Origin of the sequence: Halobacillus sp. K22 (assembly GCF_052246795.1) — a bacterium.
GTDB lineage: Bacteria > Bacillota > Bacilli > Bacillales > Halobacillaceae > Halobacillus.
Genome location: NZ_JBQQCN010000002.1, coordinates 178713 through 199472, shown reverse-complemented (window position 1 = coordinate 199472; position 20760 = coordinate 178713). Strand labels below are relative to the sequence as shown.

Annotated in this window: 21 protein-coding genes; 10 read left to right on the top strand and 11 right to left on the bottom strand. The window is 40.5% G+C overall.

What is annotated here, in order from left to right; all coding sequences use genetic code 11:
- Window positions 1-6 precede the first annotated feature (6 nt).
- Window positions 7-273, bottom strand: a complete 267-nt coding sequence (locus ACTWPM_RS02660; protein ID WP_443131515.1) for a PTS sugar transporter subunit IIB — start codon at window positions 271-273, stop codon at window positions 7-9.
- Between the two features lie 21 nt (window positions 274-294).
- Window positions 295-2406: a BglG family transcription antiterminator gene (locus tag ACTWPM_RS02655; protein ID WP_443131514.1), complete on the bottom strand. Its 2112-nt coding sequence runs from the start codon at window positions 2404-2406 to the stop codon at window positions 295-297.
- A gap of 423 nt (window positions 2407-2829) precedes the next feature.
- Here ACTWPM_RS02655 and ACTWPM_RS02650 point away from each other — a divergent pair, with 423 nt between their 5' ends.
- Window positions 2830-3732, top strand: coding sequence for a M23 family metallopeptidase (locus ACTWPM_RS02650; RefSeq protein ID WP_443131513.1), 903 nt, complete (start codon window positions 2830-2832; stop codon window positions 3730-3732).
- 72 nt (window positions 3733-3804) lie between these two features.
- On the opposite strand, the gene ACTWPM_RS02645 is transcribed toward ACTWPM_RS02650, so the two are convergent.
- Window positions 3805-4161 carry a DoxX family protein gene (locus tag ACTWPM_RS02645; RefSeq protein ID WP_443131512.1) on the bottom strand — a complete coding sequence of 119 codons (357 nt, stop codon included), beginning with the start codon at window positions 4159-4161 and terminating at the stop codon, window positions 3805-3807.
- 189 nt (window positions 4162-4350) lie between these two features.
- Here ACTWPM_RS02645 and ACTWPM_RS02640 point away from each other — a divergent pair, with 189 nt between their 5' ends.
- From ACTWPM_RS02640 to ACTWPM_RS02625, 4 genes are all read left to right on the top strand, one after another.
- A complete protein-coding gene (locus ACTWPM_RS02640) occupies window positions 4351-4797 on the top strand; it encodes a hypothetical protein (protein WP_443131511.1) in 447 nt (148 codons plus the stop codon).
- Between the two features lie 59 nt (window positions 4798-4856).
- Window positions 4857-5267, top strand: coding sequence for an NUDIX hydrolase (locus ACTWPM_RS02635; protein WP_443131510.1), 411 nt, complete (start codon window positions 4857-4859; stop codon window positions 5265-5267).
- A gap of 146 nt (window positions 5268-5413) precedes the next feature.
- Window positions 5414-5725: a hypothetical protein gene (locus ACTWPM_RS02630; protein ID WP_443131509.1), complete on the top strand. Its 312-nt coding sequence runs from the start codon at window positions 5414-5416 to the stop codon at window positions 5723-5725.
- A 426-nt stretch (window positions 5726-6151) separates the two neighbouring features.
- A complete protein-coding gene (locus ACTWPM_RS02625) occupies window positions 6152-6493 on the top strand; it encodes a hypothetical protein (protein WP_443131508.1) in 342 nt (113 codons plus the stop codon).
- Between the two features lie 99 nt (window positions 6494-6592).
- On the opposite strand, the gene ACTWPM_RS02620 is transcribed toward ACTWPM_RS02625, so the two are convergent.
- Genes ACTWPM_RS02620 through ACTWPM_RS02605 form a run of 4 tightly spaced genes read right to left on the bottom strand, consistent with a single transcriptional unit; the run spans window position 6593 to window position 11141 of the window.
- Complete coding sequence (locus ACTWPM_RS02620; RefSeq protein WP_443131507.1) at window positions 6593-8062, bottom strand: sodium:solute symporter family protein; 1470 nt, start codon at window positions 8060-8062, stop codon at window positions 6593-6595.
- Window positions 8063-8284, bottom strand: a complete 222-nt coding sequence (locus tag ACTWPM_RS02615; protein ID WP_443131506.1) for a DUF3311 domain-containing protein — start codon at window positions 8282-8284, stop codon at window positions 8063-8065. It lies immediately after the preceding gene.
- A gap of 14 nt (window positions 8285-8298) precedes the next feature.
- Entirely contained in the window at window positions 8299-9891 is a 1593-nt protein-coding gene (locus tag ACTWPM_RS02610; protein WP_443131505.1) for an amidohydrolase, read from the bottom strand.
- A gap of 14 nt (window positions 9892-9905) precedes the next feature.
- Window positions 9906-11141 (bottom strand): M20 family metallo-hydrolase, encoded by a 1236-nt coding sequence (locus ACTWPM_RS02605; protein ID WP_443131504.1) that lies wholly within the window; start codon window positions 11139-11141, stop codon window positions 9906-9908.
- 343 nt (window positions 11142-11484) lie between these two features.
- Here ACTWPM_RS02605 and ACTWPM_RS02600 point away from each other — a divergent pair, with 343 nt between their 5' ends.
- Window positions 11485-12213, top strand: a complete 729-nt coding sequence (locus tag ACTWPM_RS02600; RefSeq protein ID WP_443131503.1) for a MerR family transcriptional regulator — start codon at window positions 11485-11487, stop codon at window positions 12211-12213.
- On the opposite strand, the gene ACTWPM_RS02595 is transcribed toward ACTWPM_RS02600, so the two are convergent.
- The gene (locus ACTWPM_RS02595) at window positions 12197-12901 is read right to left on the bottom strand and encodes a lysostaphin resistance A-like protein (protein WP_443131502.1); all 705 of its coding nucleotides are present in this window, start codon (window positions 12899-12901) and stop codon (window positions 12197-12199) included. The genes ACTWPM_RS02600 and ACTWPM_RS02595 overlap by 17 nt on opposite strands.
- 626 nt (window positions 12902-13527) lie before the next feature.
- Between ACTWPM_RS02595 and ACTWPM_RS02590 the strand changes: the two genes are divergently transcribed.
- Window positions 13528-14445, top strand: a complete 918-nt coding sequence (locus ACTWPM_RS02590) for a DUF4030 domain-containing protein (RefSeq protein WP_443131501.1) — start codon at window positions 13528-13530, stop codon at window positions 14443-14445.
- A 79-nt stretch (window positions 14446-14524) separates the two neighbouring features.
- Here the strand turns inward: ACTWPM_RS02590 and ACTWPM_RS02585 are convergent, their stop codons facing one another.
- From ACTWPM_RS02585 to ACTWPM_RS02575, 3 genes are read right to left on the bottom strand one after another with little or no spacing between them, the layout of a single operon-like run.
- Window positions 14525-15598 (bottom strand): Ger(x)C family spore germination protein, encoded by a 1074-nt coding sequence (locus tag ACTWPM_RS02585; RefSeq protein ID WP_443131500.1) that lies wholly within the window; start codon window positions 15596-15598, stop codon window positions 14525-14527.
- Window positions 15588-16691, bottom strand: coding sequence for a GerAB/ArcD/ProY family transporter (locus ACTWPM_RS02580; protein ID WP_443131499.1), 1104 nt, complete (start codon window positions 16689-16691; stop codon window positions 15588-15590). Before ACTWPM_RS02580 ends, ACTWPM_RS02585 begins: the two co-directional genes overlap by 11 nt.
- Window positions 16684-18174: a spore germination protein gene (locus ACTWPM_RS02575; RefSeq protein ID WP_443131498.1), complete on the bottom strand. Its 1491-nt coding sequence runs from the start codon at window positions 18172-18174 to the stop codon at window positions 16684-16686. The genes ACTWPM_RS02580 and ACTWPM_RS02575 overlap by 8 nt, the downstream gene beginning before the upstream one ends.
- A 123-nt stretch (window positions 18175-18297) precedes the next feature.
- Between ACTWPM_RS02575 and ACTWPM_RS02570 the strand changes: the two genes are divergently transcribed.
- From ACTWPM_RS02570 to ACTWPM_RS02560, 3 genes are all read left to right on the top strand, one after another.
- The gene (locus ACTWPM_RS02570; RefSeq protein ID WP_443131497.1) at window positions 18298-18474 is read left to right on the top strand and encodes a hypothetical protein; all 177 of its coding nucleotides are present in this window, start codon (window positions 18298-18300) and stop codon (window positions 18472-18474) included.
- A 437-nt stretch (window positions 18475-18911) separates the two neighbouring features.
- The gene (locus ACTWPM_RS02565; RefSeq protein WP_443131496.1) at window positions 18912-19286 is read left to right on the top strand and encodes a sporulation protein; all 375 of its coding nucleotides are present in this window, start codon (window positions 18912-18914) and stop codon (window positions 19284-19286) included.
- Between the two features lie 90 nt (window positions 19287-19376).
- The gene (locus ACTWPM_RS02560) at window positions 19377-20678 is read left to right on the top strand and encodes a hemolysin family protein (RefSeq protein WP_443131495.1); all 1302 of its coding nucleotides are present in this window, start codon (window positions 19377-19379) and stop codon (window positions 20676-20678) included.
- Window positions 20679-20760: the final 82 nt, after the last annotated feature.

Here is a 20760-nt window from a genome sequence, read left to right as displayed (position 1 = left end):
GTAGACTTACAAATTCTGTTCTAAGGCTTCACGGAGCTCGTTCTTATCCATCAGGTTTTTCAGTTTCACGACGTTTTTGCTGCCATCATCCAGACTACCGACAATATCTTCTGAACCTAGGAAGAGATCCGCTTGTTCTGATTTGGCGGTCGTTAAATCGGTGTGGGAAACGTCCGCTTCTTTCCCTAGTTCTTTCAGTGCTGCTTTTACGTTCATTTCTACAATCATGCTGCTGCCTAGTCCATTTCCACATACTACTAATACTTTTTTCATTTTAAATTCCTCCTCAAATTTTTATCCTTCTACGGATTGGTTGATAATTTCAATAACGGTTTCCTGATCATCCGCTGCAATTAGCTTATCCACATTGTCTTCATTCGATAACAATTCCGTGAGCTGTGCTAATGCTTTCAGATGGGTTTGGTTATCTATAGCTGCTAGAACAATTACTAACTGAGCGCGGTGTTTCTCTTGGTCTGAAAAATAAATCGGATCTTTCAATCGCAGGAAACTCATCCCGAGCCGTTCGACTCCTGCTTCAGGACGCGCATGGGGAATGGCGATTCCCGGTGCGATGACGACATAGGGACCTAACTCATTTACGTTATCAATCATCGCCTGCACGTATTCCGGCTGAATCGATTCTTGCTCGATCAGCGGCTGAGCGGCCGTTTTAATGGCTTCCTCCCAGCTTGACACCTGGTCTTTTAATTGAATGGTCTTTTTGGTTAATAATTCATTGAGCATAGGCTTTTGAATCTCCTTTGTTCCGGGAGTGGTTTGTTCTAATATGTGAATCAATTCCTGTTTCAATTCATTCTTCTGGTGAATCGTCGCATAGCGTTCGATGACTTCGAGCATGTGGTCGACTGGTTTTTTATCAGATGGCTTGGAGTCGAATAGTTCATTCACCCTTTGCATGACCTGCTCTTTTTCGATATTTGTTAATATGGCTGGAACATGAATAACGGGAATATCTTTCGGTTTAATATAATTTGTTGAAAAGATCACATCAGCCTGGTATTCATTGTTTTGAAACTCTCTCGTTGACAGGGTCGTGATGACATTGAGTCCGGCAATTAAATTCTCCAACTGGGTGCGCAGCATATGGGACGTTCCAATCCCATTTTCACAAACGATAATCGCGCTGAGCCTGGTTTCGACCTGCTTTTTCTCTTTGGTGAGCCATCCGCCGAAGTGTAAGGTAATATAAGCCACTTCTTCATTAGGAATTGGTTTCCCGATATAAATCTCCAGGTGTCTCATCACTCGTTTTGTTAAATGGAAAATATCCGGGTAGTTTTCCTGGATGGTCTCCGCTAAGTCATTCGCGATATGCACCCCGTACTTGAGACGGTAATAAGTGGGCTTAATATGAGAGATCATATTCTCTTCAAGCGCTTCCTTGTCATCAAATACTACGCAGGAATACAGTTGAAAATCGGCAATCATCTGCTGCACAACCTCTTTCAGTCCGGCTAATTCCTGCTCGGTATAGCGGCTGAAGTCATCGTGCTGGACTTTCGATCCCAGGAGGTTCATCGTAATGAAATAAACTTCGTCTTCTGGAAAAGAAACCCCTCGTAAGGCTTCGAGTTTATTCGCAATCAGCAGGGAAGCTTGATAAGCTTTCGTCTGCTGCAGAACTTCTTTCTCTGCGGATTGAACATAAATATACTTTTCTGAATCAATTCGCTTCATGATCATTAAGATCTGTAAGGAGAGGATCTCCATCATTTCATCGGTCAGCGTTAAACCTAATTCCTTTTCAGCTTCCATAAGCAATTGTCTTACTGAATGCCACTGATCTGTTTCTTTTTCCCGTGTATCGCTGCCGGGCAGGATCATTTTTTGAATTTCATTTCTGACATTCTGCCAGTCCTGCTGCGATAGAACGGTAGCCAGAATATTGGAAAGTATGGTCCTTTTCGCATCTTCAGGGCCGCTTAAACGGTACCCTGACTGTTTGTCGTAATACAGCCGCAAACCGGCTTCCTTGAATTCTTGTTTGATCGTTTTGATCACTTTGGCAACCGTTCCGCGGCTCATACTCGTAAGATCCATAAACGTCTGCATTGAGGCATCTTGCTCTTCCAGTAATATTTTCGCTTTAATCAGAACTTCTCGTTCCTGTTTAGATAGCTGATACTGCCAATCATCAAAGCTCTGATCCAATTCGTGCATGAGTTCTGCTTTAGATGAAGGAGGCAAAAACAGTCCCTCACCATGTTTACTTTCAATAGGATCCAGTTTCTGAGTACGCAGCCAATCGTTAATTTGATCAATATCGTAATAAATGGTGCGCTGCGAAACTTTCATTTTGGCAACTAGATCTTTCGTTGGTATCGGATCAGAGGATTGTTTAATAATGGATAACAAGTGTGCACGTCTTTTATCCAGTACCATGAGGATCCTCCTTGCGTTGATTCTAAAGGTGGTAATTTTTGCATAATTATACTTTTGTTTCTTCGATGATCATCTTATAAACCTAGTATAACGGGGTTCTTATCATAATGAAAGGGTTTTCAGTGTATAGAAATTGTATATGCAGTTTTTGCAAAATTGAACGGTGGTGAATAATAAAGGCGGTTATAGTTTGATATGAAGGAATAGGAGAATAGGATTAGATATGTGTAATCTGGTCCATCCCATCAAGTACCGAATGTTGTACGCGTAGTTTTTCCAGATCTATTGAAACTTACCCTCAGGTTAATCGTAGAAGAATATGAAGATCATGGCAGTTATCCGAGTAAACAGCTATGACAAAGGAAGGGATCACTGCACCAAGTGATTCCCGTTAAAATATAGTAAGGAAGGAATTCATACTCTATGATTTGGTTTCAGGCAGCGATTTACACGATCTTACCCTTGTTTTTATTTCATCATTTATTGAAAACGGACTTTGCCAGCAGAAAGCAGCTGGTTTTGGACTGGCTGGCCGTGTTCATGTTTATGGCGTTCATTTTTATCATTGGCCCCTGGCATATTTATATCTATTACTTACGGTTGATCTGGCCGATTCTGTTTATTGTGGTTTCCTTTTTCACTTTAAAGAGAATCCCTTTATTACCAAAGAAAGGCCCGAAGAAAGGTAAAAGCTACAAATTTTCCGTAGGTATCAGTATTGTTCTGGTTATCTATTTTGGCATGATAGCCGTGAATGGCTTGTCCGGCTATATCCTGCCAGACTGGGATGAGGCTATTGAACTTTCGTTCCCGATGAAGGACGGGGTGTATGCATTCGGCCATGGTGGATCCGATCCTTCCATTAATTATCATAACGAGTACCTGCCCCAGCAATATGCGTACGATATTTTGCAGTTAAATCCGTGGGGAATGAGAGCATCAGGTCTTTCACCGGCCAATTTAGAAAATTATAAGATTTATGGGACTGCGCTTTATAGTCCATGCAGCGGCGAGGTCACCACCGCGGTCGATGAATATGAAGATATCTCACCGCAGGAGACTCCGAATAAACAGGCATCCGCTGCCGGCAACCATGTAATTTTGTCATGTAAAGGCGTGGAGATTCACATAGCTCATATGAAGCCTGGCACGGTGGAGGTAGAAGAAGGGGATAAAGTGAGCGCAGGAGACCGTCTTGGAGAAGTCGGCAATACAGGCAATACAACAGAACCCCACCTGCACATTCATGCGGAGAAAGATGGGGAAGGGATACCGATTACGTTCGACGAGCGGTTCTTGAAGCGGAACAGTGTGGTATTTAGATAAAAGGGCAGTAGATCATTCTTTCAGATAGAAAAAACAAGCCAACTTACGTTGACTTGTTTGAGGGGCAATTCATTACCAGTTCAGTAGTTGATATCCAAAAACTACGAATGCTATCGCCAAAAGCAGCAGTGTAGCAGGCATCATAATGGATTTTAGTTGGTCTCCTACCTTGAAATGTGTGAAGATGGCGCCGATCATTGTGCCGATAATTAGAATTGCGCCAATCAGTGCGAGTACACTTACCCAAATCCCTGCAATCATTAAGACGGCAGCCGTTACTTCAATCAATCCTGTTAAGATGCGAAAGGAAGATGCATAGCCATAGCGCTGGAATTCATCAACCATCTGCTTTGAGCTGAACTTCATGAAGCCGAACATTAAAAATCCGATACCTAAAAGTACTTGAATGATTAATAAAGCTACGCTCATGATGGAGCCTCCTTAAAAATAAAACATTATTTACTTTAAGGATATGAAACCATCATTCATTTCAGACTTAGCGGATTTAGTCTGGAAAGAGATAGAAAGGCTGTCCGTGTACCTGCGGGAGGAGAATTGAGACGTAGGGTTAAAAATGAGGGCGTATGTTGAAAGTCGTTTTAATGAAGGAGGAGATATATGAAAAAGGTTATGGGACTCGTCAGCGTAATTATTATGGTAGGGATTGTTGCTTTTTTGGTGGTGAATAGAACGGAAGCGACAACATTTGGAGAACTAATCCATAAGGAATTAACCTCGTCTGAGATAATCAGCGAAGTTTATATCTCAAGTGTTGGCGATGAATCTACTACGATCACAAACCGGGAGGAGATAGAGAAAATCATTAAGAACGCTTCGGCTATGGATTTAACAAAAGTGGGTGATGCACCAAATGTTCAATACTCCTTAAGGCTGAGAACAGAGGAAAACTATGAGATCACCGTTGCCGTCGGGGAGGAGAGAATCGACGTGTGGGATAATAAAAATGGAAATGATTCCGCGCTTGGAGGTTTGTATGAAATAGAAGGAACCAATTCCCTGTTAGAAGTAATTCAAGAGTCAAACTATGAGTGGGAAACTCGCTAAAGGAAGAAATAAGCGCCACTCATGTTGATAGATATTTGTTGAGTAAAGGGTGATTGTAAGTGGAGCGAGTGGATGTAGCGTACGCATTTATTTTTGATGAAACTGAAAAGAAAGTGTTGATGGTGAAAAATAAGGATAGTGGTTGGTCACTTCCTGGGGGCGCCGTAGAAAAAGGTGAAACACTAGAACAGGCAGCCATTCGAGAAACCAAAGAAGAAACAAATTTAACGATTAAAATTGAAACCATAGCTGCTGTGAATGAAGGCTTTTTTAAGGATAAAGGCCATCATGCTTTGTTTATTACTTTCAAAGCGAAGGTGGTTGAAGGTGTAATCCAGCTGTTACATAAAGATGAAATAGATGAAATTAAATGGATAGATATAGATACCACCAACAAACGTATGCCTTACCATACGGGTGGGGTAGAAAGTCTGCTTCAATCTTCTGCTTCCTATACATTCCAAGGGTAAAAGTACTCTGGGTTGTTCATGTAGGAGCGCGATTACATAGTATAGAAATCATCTTATTTGTATGAAGGAATTTAAATAAACCGCAATTTAAATTCCATATTTTGTTATTGTTAATAGTGAGCACTATAGATGGAGGGATCCAATTCATGTTGGAATGGTTGGTTATTGTATTTCTAACTCTTGCTATTGGTACTATTATTACGTTTTTTACTTTATTTTCGATCTCAGATAAAGCAAATAGAATTACAACTGGCTTTGCTATGATCTTAGGTGCTCCTCTCGTACTTCTTATATCATTTTTAGGCTTTGGCGGCGGAATTGGAGCAGGGGCTGTGGCTTCTGTCATAGTTATGCCTATTTTAATTAGCAGCGTAATTATTTTAATTATAGGTGGTTTTACTAGTAATAAGTATAGACCGGGGGCATTAGAAAAAGTGAGAGCACAAGCTAACAACTAGTCGTCTAAACTTTATTAGGAAGAATAGAAGTCCTGGTTAAGAATTTTTTCAAACTCCATACTTCTACTACCTGGTACAACAAGACTCTAAGAAATAAACCTGAAAAAGAGGAGGGAGCAGCATGATTAAGTCTTTAAAAGGACAGTTGATCTTAACACTGTTAACCGCCATAGGGTTTATATGTCATTCATTTTTTATGTTGAGTTTACGGGTGAAGAAAGGTTTTTGGAAGTTCGTGTACTCTTTTACTTCATCATGATTATATCTGTCTTTAATGCAGGATTGCTAACCCAGAAATATCTACAATCAAGAACAAAGTAATCTTATTCAACAAATGTTAGAGCCACGTCAAATATTTCTACTAAGGTTGGAACATCTTATGTTATTTCAAAACCTTAGTTACAAGAAGTTACGGAGGGAATCATTTTGGAAATTGGAATAGATTCCTTGATTAGTTTTATTATTTTATGGGGAACTCCTGGTGTAGTGGTTGGAGTAACTTATTTTAGAATGGATAAAAGTGAAAGGAATGAGGCAATAGACGATTTTAAATCATTCCATTCCATTTTCACCGTCGGCTTTCTTACGATTGGTGCGTTTTTATCTTCTCTGGGCAATCTGCTTTCGATAGATATCTTCAAGTACACTGGTATATCTTTGTTGGCAATTGCTGGAGTTACTTCGGTAATAATGATGTGGAATAAGAGTAAAGTTAGGAGCTTAGTCATAATTATTTTAGTTGGTGTAGCTATTATGTCATGGATTTGAGTACGATTACATGGACAATTTTAGATCCTTACATTTAGCAAACAAGTTAGAACATAAAGAATCCCCTCCAAGATTAAATATGGAGGGGATTCTTATCTTTTATGAACCGATTTTTCTATATTCTTCAGCCATAGGCATTTCTTTCACTTGGGTAAAGGCACTGATAATGAAGACAATGACTAGGTTACAAATTAGTCCCAAGATCCCTGGGTTGATGTCGAGCGGCTGGCTTTCAGCAACTAGTTGATAGTAGTAGTTTACTACAGTACCTGCGATAAGACCGGTGATAACTGCCGGTGCAGTGACACGCTTTGAATACAAAGCGGCGTAAACACCTGGTGCAAATTGTACGATCGAACCATAAGCTCCAAGCAAAAGGGCGATGAGACCCTGGCCGCCGAATACAGTAATGAAATAGGCAAGGCCACCGATGACGAAAACACCGATACGCATGATCAAAAGTGTCTTCTTAGACGATAGATCCCTTTTTACATTCCTGACAAAGCCATCCGTGAACTCAAGAGAAGCGCTATGTGTAATGGCATCAGCGGTACTCATTGCAGCTGCAAGGGCACCGGCTCCCACGAGTCCATATACCCAACCGGGAAGGTTGAGAACAGTCGTAATCAAGAAAGGCAAGATTTCATCGGGCGAACCAATTTGGGAGGAGTCGATAACGTTCACCGCAGAAAAACCGACAAATAGTAATGGGATCAGGAAAAGGGCGAAAACTGGATAAACAAGGACCGTTTTCTTAATTGTACGAGCTTTAGTGGCATAAGACTTGGAGAATAAATGCGGCCACATGAGAAACCCGATGGTGGAAACCAAAATTGTGGTTGTGTAGGCCATCGCTGACATGGTAGATCCTTCCGTGCCAATCTGCAGAAATCCTGGGTTCGTTTCCGTTAAATTGGAAAACATTTTCGGTACACTGTCATGAAGCTGATTGACAATGGTCAGACCGACGGTCCAGGAAATGACGATCATGAGAATTCCTTGGAAAACGTCCGACCAGGCTGCAGCTCGTAAGCCCCCAGTTGCTACATAAACCACAACAATTCCGTAAGATAAAAGGGCCCCAAGCCAAAACGGGATTCGCCCCTCTGTCATGATGTTAAATATGTATGCCATCCCTTTCATTTGTGTAGCCAGGTATTGGATGGAAGCAAGCAACGTGATAATACCGATCAGCATAGCCAGCACACGGCTAGTGTACCGTTTTTGTAAGAATCCTGAGACGGTGTAGATGTTATGTTTACGGCCGATTTTCCCAATCTTTGGTCCGATGATATACCAGGGCAGGATGGCGAAAGCGGTGTAGGTGATAATATACAACGCCGGAGCTCCTCGCGAGAAGGCCCATCCCGGTGCCCCTAAGAAAGAGAAGGCACTGAATACTGCGCCGCCCATTAAGAACCACATGACAAATAGTCCGAGGTTTCCTCCGGCGACTGTAAATTCTTCTAACGATTCTTTATCTTGCTTGCGACCGGCCATAACCCCGATGAAAAGGGCGACAACGAGATAGCCGATCATCATGATCATTGCAATTTGCCACTGTCCCATTTACTTGACCCCCTCTTCGTCTTTATCTGGATCGATTCGATACAATAATAAAACGATAATAAAGGTGATAATGATCCAGAAAATCACCCAAAAAACTGAGAATGGAAGCCCTATGATGAATGGGGTTTCCCTGTTTCCGAGTGCAAACAAAGGAAAGACCATCAGCAAAAACGGGGCAAGCAACGACAAACAGTAAATTTTTACAAACTTTTCTTTCCTCAATGAGCATCCTCCTATTATTTATGGTAGGCGATCTCACCATTAAGCACCGTCATATCGACGCTTGTGTTCAGAAGCTCTTCTGGGTGACAGGATAGAATGGAGCGGTCCAGCACTACAAGGTCGGCGAGCTTTCCGGTTTCAAGACTCCCTTTCTGATTTTCTTCAAAACTTGCGTAAGCGCCTGCCCAAGTGTAGGCTCTAATCGCTTCTTCAATGGAAATACTTTGTTCCATTCCTACAGACTCTCCGCTTTTACTTTTACGAGTCATCGCCGCATACATTCCGAGTAATGGATTCGCACTCGTTATTGGACTGTCTGAACCAAGAGCAAAAGGTACTTGATGATCTACGAAACTTCTTAATGGGAACATGTAACGGACTCGATCTCCATAATCGTTTAAATACCCATCGCCAAATTCATAAAGGAAAGCTGGATTTGGTATCGGTATGGAACGAGTGGTTTTTACTTTTTGTAAAAGGTCGTCCGGAGTGAACCCGGAATGTTCCAGACGGTGGCGGTGGTCATCCCTAGGTTGAGAGGTTAGGGATTCTTCTATTGTATGGAGAAGCATCTCAACTGCTTCATCCCCCATCGCGTGGGCCGTGATTTGCCAACCTAGACGATGGGCAGCACCTAAGCTGTCCGTTAAGGCTTGTTGATCCATGTATAAAATACCGGAATCCTCTGGGTGGCTGGTGTAGGCTTCTCGCATTTTACAAGTAGGTCCGCTGCTGCTTCCGTCTATAAACACTTTGGCAGGGCCGACTTTGAAGCGGTGATCGCCAAGCCCTGTCACTATGCCGCTTTCGATTCCTGCTTCCACCATTGATGGGGACTCATACAATGATCCATACAAAGCGTATACACGTTGTTTGATTTTGTTTTCTGTTACCGCTTTTTGTAGATAACGGATATGTTTTGTTCCATAGCCTCCGGCGTCATGGACGCTGGTAATTCCGTGTTTGAGAAAGTCATCAGAGGCTATTTCCAATCCTTGCATTACTTCTTCCTCGGAATAATCGGCAAGTTGGAATATGTTCATGTGAGCGGCTTCTAGTAAGAGACCTGATAATTCTCCGTTTTTCTTATGGAATGTACCTCCGGGGGGATCAGGAGTTTCATTGGTCAGCCCCGCCAGTTCGAGCGCTTTACTATTCACACAAGAGATATGGCCGCACGTCCTTACGACAATGATAGGATGGGATTTGGACACATTGTCCAAATCGTACTTCGTCAGGTGTCTTTTTTCTGACAAATGATTTTGATTATAGCCCCATCCACGGACCCATTCTCCTTCTGGGGTTTGTTCAGCGGCGGAGCGTAATTTTGCCTGTAGTTCTTCGATACTTTCTGTTGTTTTGCAGTTCACCCCGAGCTGGTTAGTTCCATATAATTCGAGATGGGCGTGTGCATCGATGAAACCTGGTAAAAGAGAGCTACCTTCTAAATCGAAGGTTTTTGTCTGTTCGTCGGCCAATTTCATAACTTCAGTGGTGCTTCCAACGTGAATGATATGAATACCATTGATAGCGATTGCTTCAGCGACGCTGCCATCAGCATCCGCAGTAAAGACTTCCCCGTTTACAAAAATTTTGGTTGCTTTCATTGGTCTCCCTCCGTTTATGACTGAGCGATTTTTGCTGCTGTATGGTATAGCAATTCGACCCCTTTTTGGAGATCATCCATTTCCGCGAACTCGAGCGGGTTATGGCTGATCCCTTTTTCACAACGGACGAAAATCATGCCATAGTCACTGATGTAGGACATGAACAGGGCATCGTGAAAAGGACCACTCATCAGTACGGGAGAATTAAACCCGAGTTTTTCATCTTCTTGTTTCATAATATCTTTGATCCAGTCCGCACAGTAACGGGGTTCACTTTTCGTATCTTCGGTCACGGAGTATTCCAAATTATGTTCTGCCGCTGTCTTTTCAATAATTTGATAGAGCTTCTTCTCAAGGTTTGTACGAGCTTCTATATCGATGTCTCTTAGATCAATAGTGAACTCTACTTTTTCAGAAATAATGTTACGGGAGTTGGGGAAGTTCTGGATGCTGCCGACGGTTCCAACTGTATTGGGGGTTCCTTCGTTCCGGACTAGTTCATTGAACTCCTTCGTGATGGTTGCGGCTCCAAGGAAGGCATCTTGTCTTAGATTCATCGGCACAGATCCTGCATGGCCTGCAAACCCTTCGAGGGTGACTGTCAGCCAGATCGGACCGGAAATAGCGGATACAATGCCCACTGGTTTGTTGTTAGCTTCTAGGACGGGCCCTTGTTCAATATGCAATTCAAGGAAGGCTTCAATATCGCCAGGCTGATAGACAGGGCTTTGAGTTACGTCTGGTTCCACGCCGAACTCGCGCAAAGCTTCTAATCTAGTCACTCCATTTTTATCTTTACGCTCAAGCTCGCCTTCTTCCAATTGCCCAATCAAACCGCGGACACCAAAGACTCCTTTATTGAACCTTGATCCTTCTTCATCAGAAAAACATACCACTTCGATCGTGCGGTTCGGGACGATCCCCTTATCTTTCAACGTATGTACAACTTCAATGCCGCCTAATGCACCGGCGGTACCGTCAAAACGACCGCCATAGGGCTGGGAGTCGATATGAGAACCGAGCATGATAATTGGTTTGTCTTTATCTTTTCCATCTAATCGACCAACCAGGTTACCAAAACAATCGATACGGGTTTCTAATCCGGCTTCTTCCATCCAGCCTTTCACGACATCGACCGCCTGACGATCTTCTTTCGAGTGGGCTAATCGACAAACGCCTGTTTCTCCAATTTTCCCGATTTCAGCTAACGTGTTAATGTGCTTTGCAAATCTGCTTCCATTAATCTCCAAAATTTTCCCCTCCTCGTATTTTTATACACTATACCAAGCATGTAATTGTCTGACAATTAACAAAATGTTAAAAGGTTCTTTTATTTTTGGAATGCTAAAGAGGCAGGGTGGAAAAGGATAAATCTTACCTAAGTTACCATTATTGATAAGGGGTAAATATTTAAAGGAGGAGGATAAGTCAAGGGTTATAAGGTGATAGGGGTTGTGAAACAAAAATAGATCTACTTCGTACATGTAGTGTGCTTAATTAAATACTGAAAAAATATGTGAAATTGAAGGTTTACCTGGGAGAACTCTAAGAAGAAATCTATAACAATTATTATAAAGGTAAGGGGAGAAAACCATGTATATATCAAGTGGGGAATTAGCCCGGCGGTTCAAAATTTCGATTAGGACAATTAGATATTACGATCAAATCGGCCTTGTTCGTCCATCTAAATTAGGCGAAGGAGGAAAACGACTCTATTCTGAAGAGGACTGTTTAATTCTTGAAAAGGTTATTCTACTTAAATCCCTTGCTCTACCACTCGAAGAAATAAAAAGAATTATAAAAAACCGATCGACAGATTCGATTCTAACCGCACACCGATCGTATTTGGAAGAGCAGCTACTAAAAGCGCAGAAATCAATTGCTCATACAAATTCGTTACTACATATTCTTAAGTTAGAAGGTACAATTAATTGGAAGGATTTAATCTCTCTAATCCTCCCTCCGGCACAGAATAGACCATGGAGTTCCTATTTCTCTCAGGAAGAGCAGGAAAAATTACATGAGAGTTTACCGAAATTAGAGAAGGATAACCTTACTACAAAAAAATGGATCAACCTAGTTAGACGGATTGAATTATGTATAGAGGAAGATATCTCAGCAGCATCTGAACAAGCTCTTCTTATTATAGAAGACATGGAGATCCTCTCAGAGGAAACCTTTCAAGGTGATGAAAACCTGATGAACAAGTTTTGGGAGGTGCGCCGATCTCAAGAAACTTCAAATGAACTAAACCTATATCCAATTAAGCAGAAGGTCATAGATTTTATTGAAGACGCTTATGCCATCAACCAAAGGCAGTAAGGATAATGGCAAGTCCATTAAATATTCCATGTATGATTATCGCTGGAACAATAGAAGCTGTTTTCTCATATGTCCATGCAAATACAAGCCCTGAGACAAAATTTATTGGTAATGTGTTGAAAGTTGGAATGTGAACGATCATAAAAATAAATGAACTTCCTATCATGCTTATTGGAATTCCATATTTACTGCGTAAGAACCGATAGAGGAACCCCCGGTAAAAAATTTCTTCATATAACGGCGATATAATAGCTGCAGATACGAACCCGATTAAGAAGTTGAGCAAGTTCATTTTTGATTGGAGGCTATCTGTTTTACTATTCTCCGGACCAACACCTATCAAAATTTCTGTAGCTATAACTATTCCAATGCTTATTAAAATTAATCCTATTGTCCATCCAACAATTGCTTTCCAGTAATTCGCAGAAAATCTTCTTAGACCTACTTCCTGCCAGCTAAGATTTTTTGGTCTTATTGCAATTAAATATAATCCAAACATAAAGGTAAGTGCCATCATAAATCCTATCAATGTTCCTGTATAAAGACTATTCTGCAGCACCTCTGATAAATATTCCTTTAAAAAGTATTCGATAAAAATTGGAACGATCACTAAAACCAATAGAAGTAGTTTGGCAAGTTCTCTCCATGACCACGGAGATTTGAGAAAGAACATATCAACATTTTTCATTTAAATCCCTCCTTCATTCACAGAGTAATAGATGACGTTACGTCACCTGCAAAAGTTTTTAAATTTTTTTATGAATATCTTGAATTTTTGTTTTCTGCATTAAAGGTAATTGCTCGGTAGAGTGAACACTTGTTTCAATTTACTGTTTGTGTGTTGTCTTAAGAAAAGATGTTTTAGATTCGCCTATATGCAAGGGCTAAATCCATAACTTAGAGGAGGAAGAATAATTAAAGAAATTAATTCTATTATCATTTTTATTTTTCGGTGTTTTAGCAGGTTGTGGAAACCAGGAGATATCATTTAAAGAACTCGAAGAATTACCAAATAATCTCCCTCCATACATGGAGGGAAAACAGTGAATCATCGGAGGAAAGGGCAATTTCTCTATAAATAATAAAAAGTACACTTTTGTAGTGGTACCTGCGAACAAGGCTGTTAATTTTAATTCAGTCATCTATTCTCCATGGACAGGCAGCGCATCTGCCTACTCTTTTTATTTGTGGAATAAAGAATGTTTCTTTTCCAGGTGGAACAAGAGGAAAATTATTTATGCTTTGTGATCAAGGATAAAAAGTGCACGGAAACATACACATTCTATACAGAGACCATTACCGGGGAGGTATAGAATGAAGGGAAAGTGGTTTTTCTTAGGAAGCATCCTTATTACATGTGTAGTTTTCACTTTTGTGTTTCTGTACCACTCTAATAAAGATCAAATGAGCGAACAGGAATTGGAAAAACTCTTAGTCCAAACCATGAAAGAAGCAGAACAAGAGGAGCAAGAAGTGAAAAAACTATTAAGCGAGGGACCAGAGTATTTAAAAAATGAAGGGTACCCTGGTGTTGATTTGAGCTTCTCGGCGATAGGTAGAAAGCTTACGGTCCAAGTGAGTGACAAGGAACTGCTGGAAACCCAGAAGGACAATATAAGAGAGCGATTGGTTAGTTTAGGGAAGGAGATTGGTTTAGAGGATTTAAATTTTGATTTCATGTATGTGAACAGAGAAGAAAGTTGGGAAAATGACGAAGTTACAAAAGATATGGATCATGTGTTGAAAATAGCTGCCGATACTCTTTCAGAAAAAGGAGCTTCTTACAATTGGGTTCAAATCACTCCAAATGAATCCATTACCATTCAACTGCAGGAAGCGAGTAGTAGCGAGAGTGAAAAAAGAAAATGGAAAGAAGCAATTTCTGAGCAAGTTTACGCGAAAACGAAGATTAAATATCAAGTGAACCTTTCAGAGAAGAGCAAGAGTGAAAAGGTAGAACAATCGTGGGATCCTGTTTTTACTTCGATCCAGCACCAAATAAGTATGCATTTCGAGGAATACCGGGGTTTTGCTTACTCCTTCCACCCTCAACCTTTGCAAATCATCATTAAAACACATGTAGGATCGTGGACATGGAATACCGATGCAAAAGTAGAGAAAATCGAGAGGTATGTAAACAAGGTCATTGAACTGAAAAAGGAAGAGGCAGCGGTTGAAGAAGTTCCATATGAACTTATTATTAGGGATAAGAACAACAATAAAATTAACTAAGCTCTAAGATTTCTCATCAAAAGAAAGATGAAAGCCAGACCTGTGTTTCTAATCCAGCCTTCATCTTTCATGAATCAACTTAGCCTGCAATTCCTTTCTCGAGGATCCGAACGGAGACGTTCACTTTCACAGGAACATCTGGGTACTCCTCTTTCCATTTGTCTGGATCGAAATTTCCGCGACGGTTTTTAATAACTTCGCCTAAACCCAGAGGGTCGATATTATTCTCCTGGAATTCTTGTATAAGCTGCGTTGCGTGTTCTGTAAAATAGTCTTCGAATGCTTTTTCTAATTCTTTAGTATATATCTTTTTATCTTTAGGAACGATTTCCCCAATCATACCTTTGACATTAAGGTTAATATGAAATTCGGGGTTATTTCTGTCACCTTTAATTTTGTATTTCACTTTAGACCCGATATTTTCGAGAACGACTTGATGGTCCTTATACTCAATGGACTGTAAGCCGTTTTTAAAATCCTGACTTAACAACTTTAGAACAAACGCCTCTGAGAAAGGGATCGAATAAACCATTTTCTTCTTATCAAAAAATACATAGCCTGCTAACTTCATCTCGTCCCCTTCTCTTTGGAAAAAAGGAAGAGAGGGATCCATCCCATCAGAATAATAGGCATACAAAAATTCGTGTAGATTCTGTGTAGGAATATATTTAGTCGTATTCTGTTCCGTAAGCTTCTTTATATATTGACCTGTTGGTTCTGTCTTACTGTACTCTCCTTTAATTAGTTTCTCAGCGTTTCCGGCTACAACCCCTAAGTACACATTTCTTCCGATGTCAGGATCTCGATGAAGGAAGTCAATATAGCTCGAAATATCTTTCTTTGCAAGTTCGTCTCCATAGAAAATCATCGACACTTTACCCATCCTTAAAGGCTTGGATGATTTACGTTCTACATTACGGTGAATTTCCTGTACATTTTCTCCAACAGCACTGATATGTTTTTCTTCCACTCCTCCTGCCTCACCCTGAGGAAATTGGCGAATTAGGATGGTCCCTCTGATTTTTTCTTCCTCCCCAAGGTCAAAAGCGGCGATATCTACTAGGGCTGCATCTTCAATACTTTTATGAGGGACACACCCTGTAAGGAAAAGGATTAGAACCAGTAAGCTGTGAAATATGGGGTTACGCTTCATGACGATTCCTCACTTTTTTTATAATAACCACCAATAGATACAACACGGGAATATACATAAAGAAGTAAAGACCAACCTCACTAGTGAAATGATTTAATCGATCAATAGCTCTACGATCTTCCAGGAAAAAGATCGCAACATAAAGGATTATGCTATAAACCCAGAGTACATAACGCTGTTTTATATTAAACATTCTTTTTGGAATCCTGCTCGCTGCCCACAAACAGAGGCAAAGACTTGGAATAATGTAGAATAACCATATGGAAATCCCGAGGTATTCGAATCTCTCGATAAAACTAATGTTAATAATTTTCCAAAGAGATATGGTTGCCCAGATAATTTTATCTAGCTGTTCTTCGCTATAATATATGAACGCAACAATGGCGGTCACTAAATAGATCAATACGGTATAAAACACCCCGAAATGTGCCCACTTCTTAGATTCATTTTTATTTTTAATAAAAGGATAGTAAACAAATAACAATCCTATACCTATAAAGCCGAGGATGCTGCTTTTTGTAGAGGCTAATAGTTCAAGAATGGAGTGGTCGATTAACGGATAGACGTTGTGCACATTTCCATATTGAATAGGAAAAAGCTTAAATAATAGGAGAGTTATTCCTAGAATGGCCCCTGTCACACAGGCCCCTGTAATCACCCGAAAACCACCTTCCACATAATAGTAGATGAGCAGAATGAAGATAAATGCGAATAGCCATAAAGGGAGCTGTGGAAAAATCCACGTCTGGATAATTTCAATAAACGTTCTTAAAATCGTGACACAGAGGAGTAAATAATACAGACTGAATAGAAAATTCATTCCCCCGCCAATATATTTTCCATAAACGAACGTATGAACGGAAACGATATCTCCATCGACAGCCTGCAGGATACGATAAATGATCCAAAGAAGGAGGTGGAGGCCTAATCCAGCAATGATTATCGAGATCCAAGCGTCGTAACCGGCTTCTGTCGCAATATATTTTTCAAAACTAAGGATGCCGACTCCCACTTGCATCGAGTGAATTAAGAAAAATACCATGGTTGAACTAACTAATAAATTTTCAGGTATTTGAGCAGCTGAGTTATTCATCGATATCCCTCCTTTCTATGGCTCTTTTTGAATTGAAACGGAGCGGATCATTCGTACGTGTTTGCATAGGTCTTTTTGTTTGTCTGTTAAATGGAAGGCGAATAAACGCATCCTTTAAGTCCCTGAGTCTCAAAGGATACAAAGGTGCTAAGAACGGACGGCCAATGGAAGTCAGCTTAATTAAATGTCCGATAAAGAAGACCATGACCATTGAGACCCCGACAAGTCCCCACATTTGCGCTCCCAATAAAAAGGGAAAACGAATTAAACGGATCGTATTACTAATTTGGTAAATGGGGGTGGTAAACGAGGCAAGTGCCGATATAGCGACAACGATTAAAAGGACGTTACTGGTTAAGCCTGCATCCACCGCTGCTGTACCAATGACGATACCTCCGACAATACCAATCGTTTGTCCAACCTTAGTTGGCAGCCGGGCTCCTGCTTCCCGAAGCAGCTCAATCGCTAGTTCCAGGATAATCACTTCGATGATTGGCGGAAAAGGGATATCGGCTCTTGAAGAAATGATCGTCGATAATAAATCATCCGGGATCATCTCATGGTGATAGGTTAAGATAGCCACATAAAGCGGAGTGCTAAGAACCGAAAAGAAAACTGCAAATAGGCGAATTAACCGGAAAATAGAAGCTACCGGCCAAGGTGAAAGGTAATCATCGGTTGCTGAAAAAAACTCGATAATCGTAGTCGGGCACGTCAAAGCGTGAGGAGATCCATCCACCATGATGGCTACCTTTCCCTCCACTAAAGAACCTGTGACTCGATCTGGTCTTTCCGTATCTAAAATTTGAGGAAAGGGCGAATGAGAGTTGTCGGCGAGCATTTGACTGATATATGAACTATCATTAATCTGGTCGAATTCTATATTATTGAGTCGTTGAGTGACCGTATTTACGTTTTCAACATTGGCAATCCCATCAATATAAAGAACGGCCACCCTCGTTTTGGTAATTTTACCTACCGTCATTTCTTTCACCGTGAATTGAGGCAGGGGAAGACGTTTGCGGACAAGGTTGATATTCGTGTCCAATGATTCTATAAATGCTTCTTTAGGTCCTACTACACTGAATTCGATTTCAGGAACACTAACTTTCCTCGACTCTTCGGACGGTGCAGGTACAAGAAGAACTTCTTTATCCGAACCTTTCAGTCCAATGACCACATGCCCGAGCATCACTTTATCTCTTATCGTTGAAATATCACCCGTTATGGACGTACCTTCGACAGGAATGGTTTCTTCCATATCCTCCAAAGTTTGAAAAGAGTGACTCTTTATGGACTGCAGAATCAGCTTGTTGAGCGTTTTTGGATCAACAAGGGTTTCAAAGTAAAAGAGCACACTATTAGTTTTTCCTTTGAGCTGATATTCCTTAAAGTCTTTAGAGTGCTTCAGTTGATTTACCAGTTCCTTTAGGCTCTGACTTTGTGTTGGAATATCCTCATTCCCTTGCTTTTTATTCTTCACGGCAGCATGCTCCTTATAGGTTCCGTAGTAGTCGCTTGCTTTTCAAATTAGTGTTAGGAATAGGGAATGAATTTATTCTTCACCGGAGAAGCTAACGGAAGATGTGCATAAGGAGGGAAAGAAATGGTTTATGCCTACATTGTCCCTTTGGTCATCCTGATTTGTTTCTTTATTGCTGTGCTTTTGTTGGCTGAGTGGTTTGCAACCTTTTTTTTATGTGCACTTGTACTTGTGACATTTGTGCTTCCGTATATTCTTCTTTACCAGGCAGAAGGGGATAAGATTGATGAAAAGAATTAAGTACCCGGAATAATGAAAACTATTATCCTTCAAAGAAAAATTGGTAGGACTCATTTATAAATTTTTCCTTTTCCAAGCTTAACTAATTGACGGTTATGTAAGGCTGTTGTATGATAATCTTACAGTTTATGAGTATAAACTGTGCTCAAAAGAGCTAATCATACTCCAAAGGGGAGTAGCTTACAGTTATGTCGACAATACGTGGTCTAAAGGCCACCGGCTAAACTGGCAACCTAGTGTTGTTTGCGAGACCTTTGCCATTTCAGGTAAAGGTAGGAGATTACACATTGTGAGACCAAGACCTTTACCAACACACGGTGAGGGTCTTTTTTTAAACTGTATTAATAGGAGAAACATTCAGGTTCCCGTGGTAAAGTTAAAATGGATAAGTCAGTGCTGTGAAATTTTTTTAGGAGGCATTCAAACTGAGAAAGCTATTGGTAAATTACTTAAGGTTAGGACGTCCTAAAATCGATCTCATTCTTGATTCTCAAAAATCAAGTGAAATTGAAGGGGTATTTTCTTTATACGGTGGGTGGACAGAACACCGTATCCAACGCCTGGAATGTGATCTTGTTAAAGTATCTAACGGCAAAAAAGCAAAGTTTGTAGCTCCGGTGGTTACAAGACTTATGGCTCAAATTATCAAACCGAAGGAACATATGGAGGTACCGTTCTACTACCAGGTACCGCCCGATCTTCCACCCCTGCAACAAGGGGAAGTTTATCAACTTCAAACAAGACTGGTTATAGATAAGAACATGAAATGCACAGATACGGATGAATTAACCACTATGCATCAACTTTCTTAATCAGGAAGTGATTTAATAGGTAACATTGTAATAATATTTACTAAGCTTTAAAAAAATCTGGAGGTGAATCCCCGTTTTTCAGGGGACTTATTGGACATTATACTCGTAACGAATTTGCTTTTAGTTCTGCTTTTAATCGTATTAACTGCTTTTTTTGTAGGATCAGAGTTTGCTGTGGTGAAGGTGAGACTTTCCCGGTTAGATCAGTTAATCGATGAAGGGAATAAAAAAGCAGTAAAAGCAAAAAAAGTAGCTCAGGAACTTGATTATTATCTTTCTGCTTGTCAACTCGGTATAACCGTCACGGCATTAGGTCTTGGATGGTTAGGAAAACCGACGGTAGAGAGACTATTGTATCCTTTATTTGATAATCTTGGTGTATCGCAGGGGCTGGCAGCTTTTATTTCGTTTGTGGTCGCATTCTCCCTGGTTACTTTCTTACACGTAGTTATCGGTGAATTGGCACCAAAAACTTTGGCTATCCAATTTGCAGAAAAGATGACGTTGTTACTAGCACCTCCACTTTACTGGTTTGGAAAACTCATGTTTCCGTTCATTTGGACGTTAAATGGGTCTGCACGGACGTTTCTTCGTATCTTTGGCGTTGAACCTGCGGCGCATGAACAAGCCCATTCCGAAGAAGAACTTAAAATTATAATGGCTCAAAGTTATCAAAGTGGCGAAATTAACCAAACAGAACTGACATATATGCAGAAGATTTTCACTTTCGATGAACGCGTAGCTCAAGATGTTATGGTACCTCGTACCGAAATGGTTACTTTAACTAAAGATATGACACATGAAGAAATCATGGATATTGTTAAAACATATAAACATACTCGATACCCCGTATCAGAGGATGGAGACAAAGATAAGATCATCGGATTTGTAAACGTTAAAAAGATATTATTAGATTATGGCAGTGGGGACCATATTTCGCTTGCGCAGTACATTCAGCCCGTACCTTTCATGCTTGAAAGTACACCTGTTCAGCAAGTGCTCATGAACATGAAGAAAGAGCAAGTTCACGTCACAATGCTCCTGGATGAATATGGGGGAAGCGCTGGCATGGTAACGATGGAAGATATCCTGGAAGAAATCGTAGGAGAGATTCGTGATGAATTCGACTCAAATGAAACGAGAGATATTAACAAAGTAGAAGATCGTATTTACCATTTGAATGGTAAAACACTGCTTTCTGATATAGAAACAGCATTAGGTGTTTTATTTCCAGAAAAAGAACAAATTGATACGATCGGGGGCTGGCTGCAAATGCATCTTGTGGATATTCTGCCCCAGGGGAAATTAGAAAAAGAAGGATATCACTGGACGATTCTTGAAACGGATCACTATCAGATTAAAAAAGTAGCCGTTCATCTACCTACTAATTAATAAAATCAAATTCCAGCTGAAAATTAATGAAAAGCCCTCCTATAGTTAATTTAGGAGGGCTTTATTAGATTGTCTGCTTAGA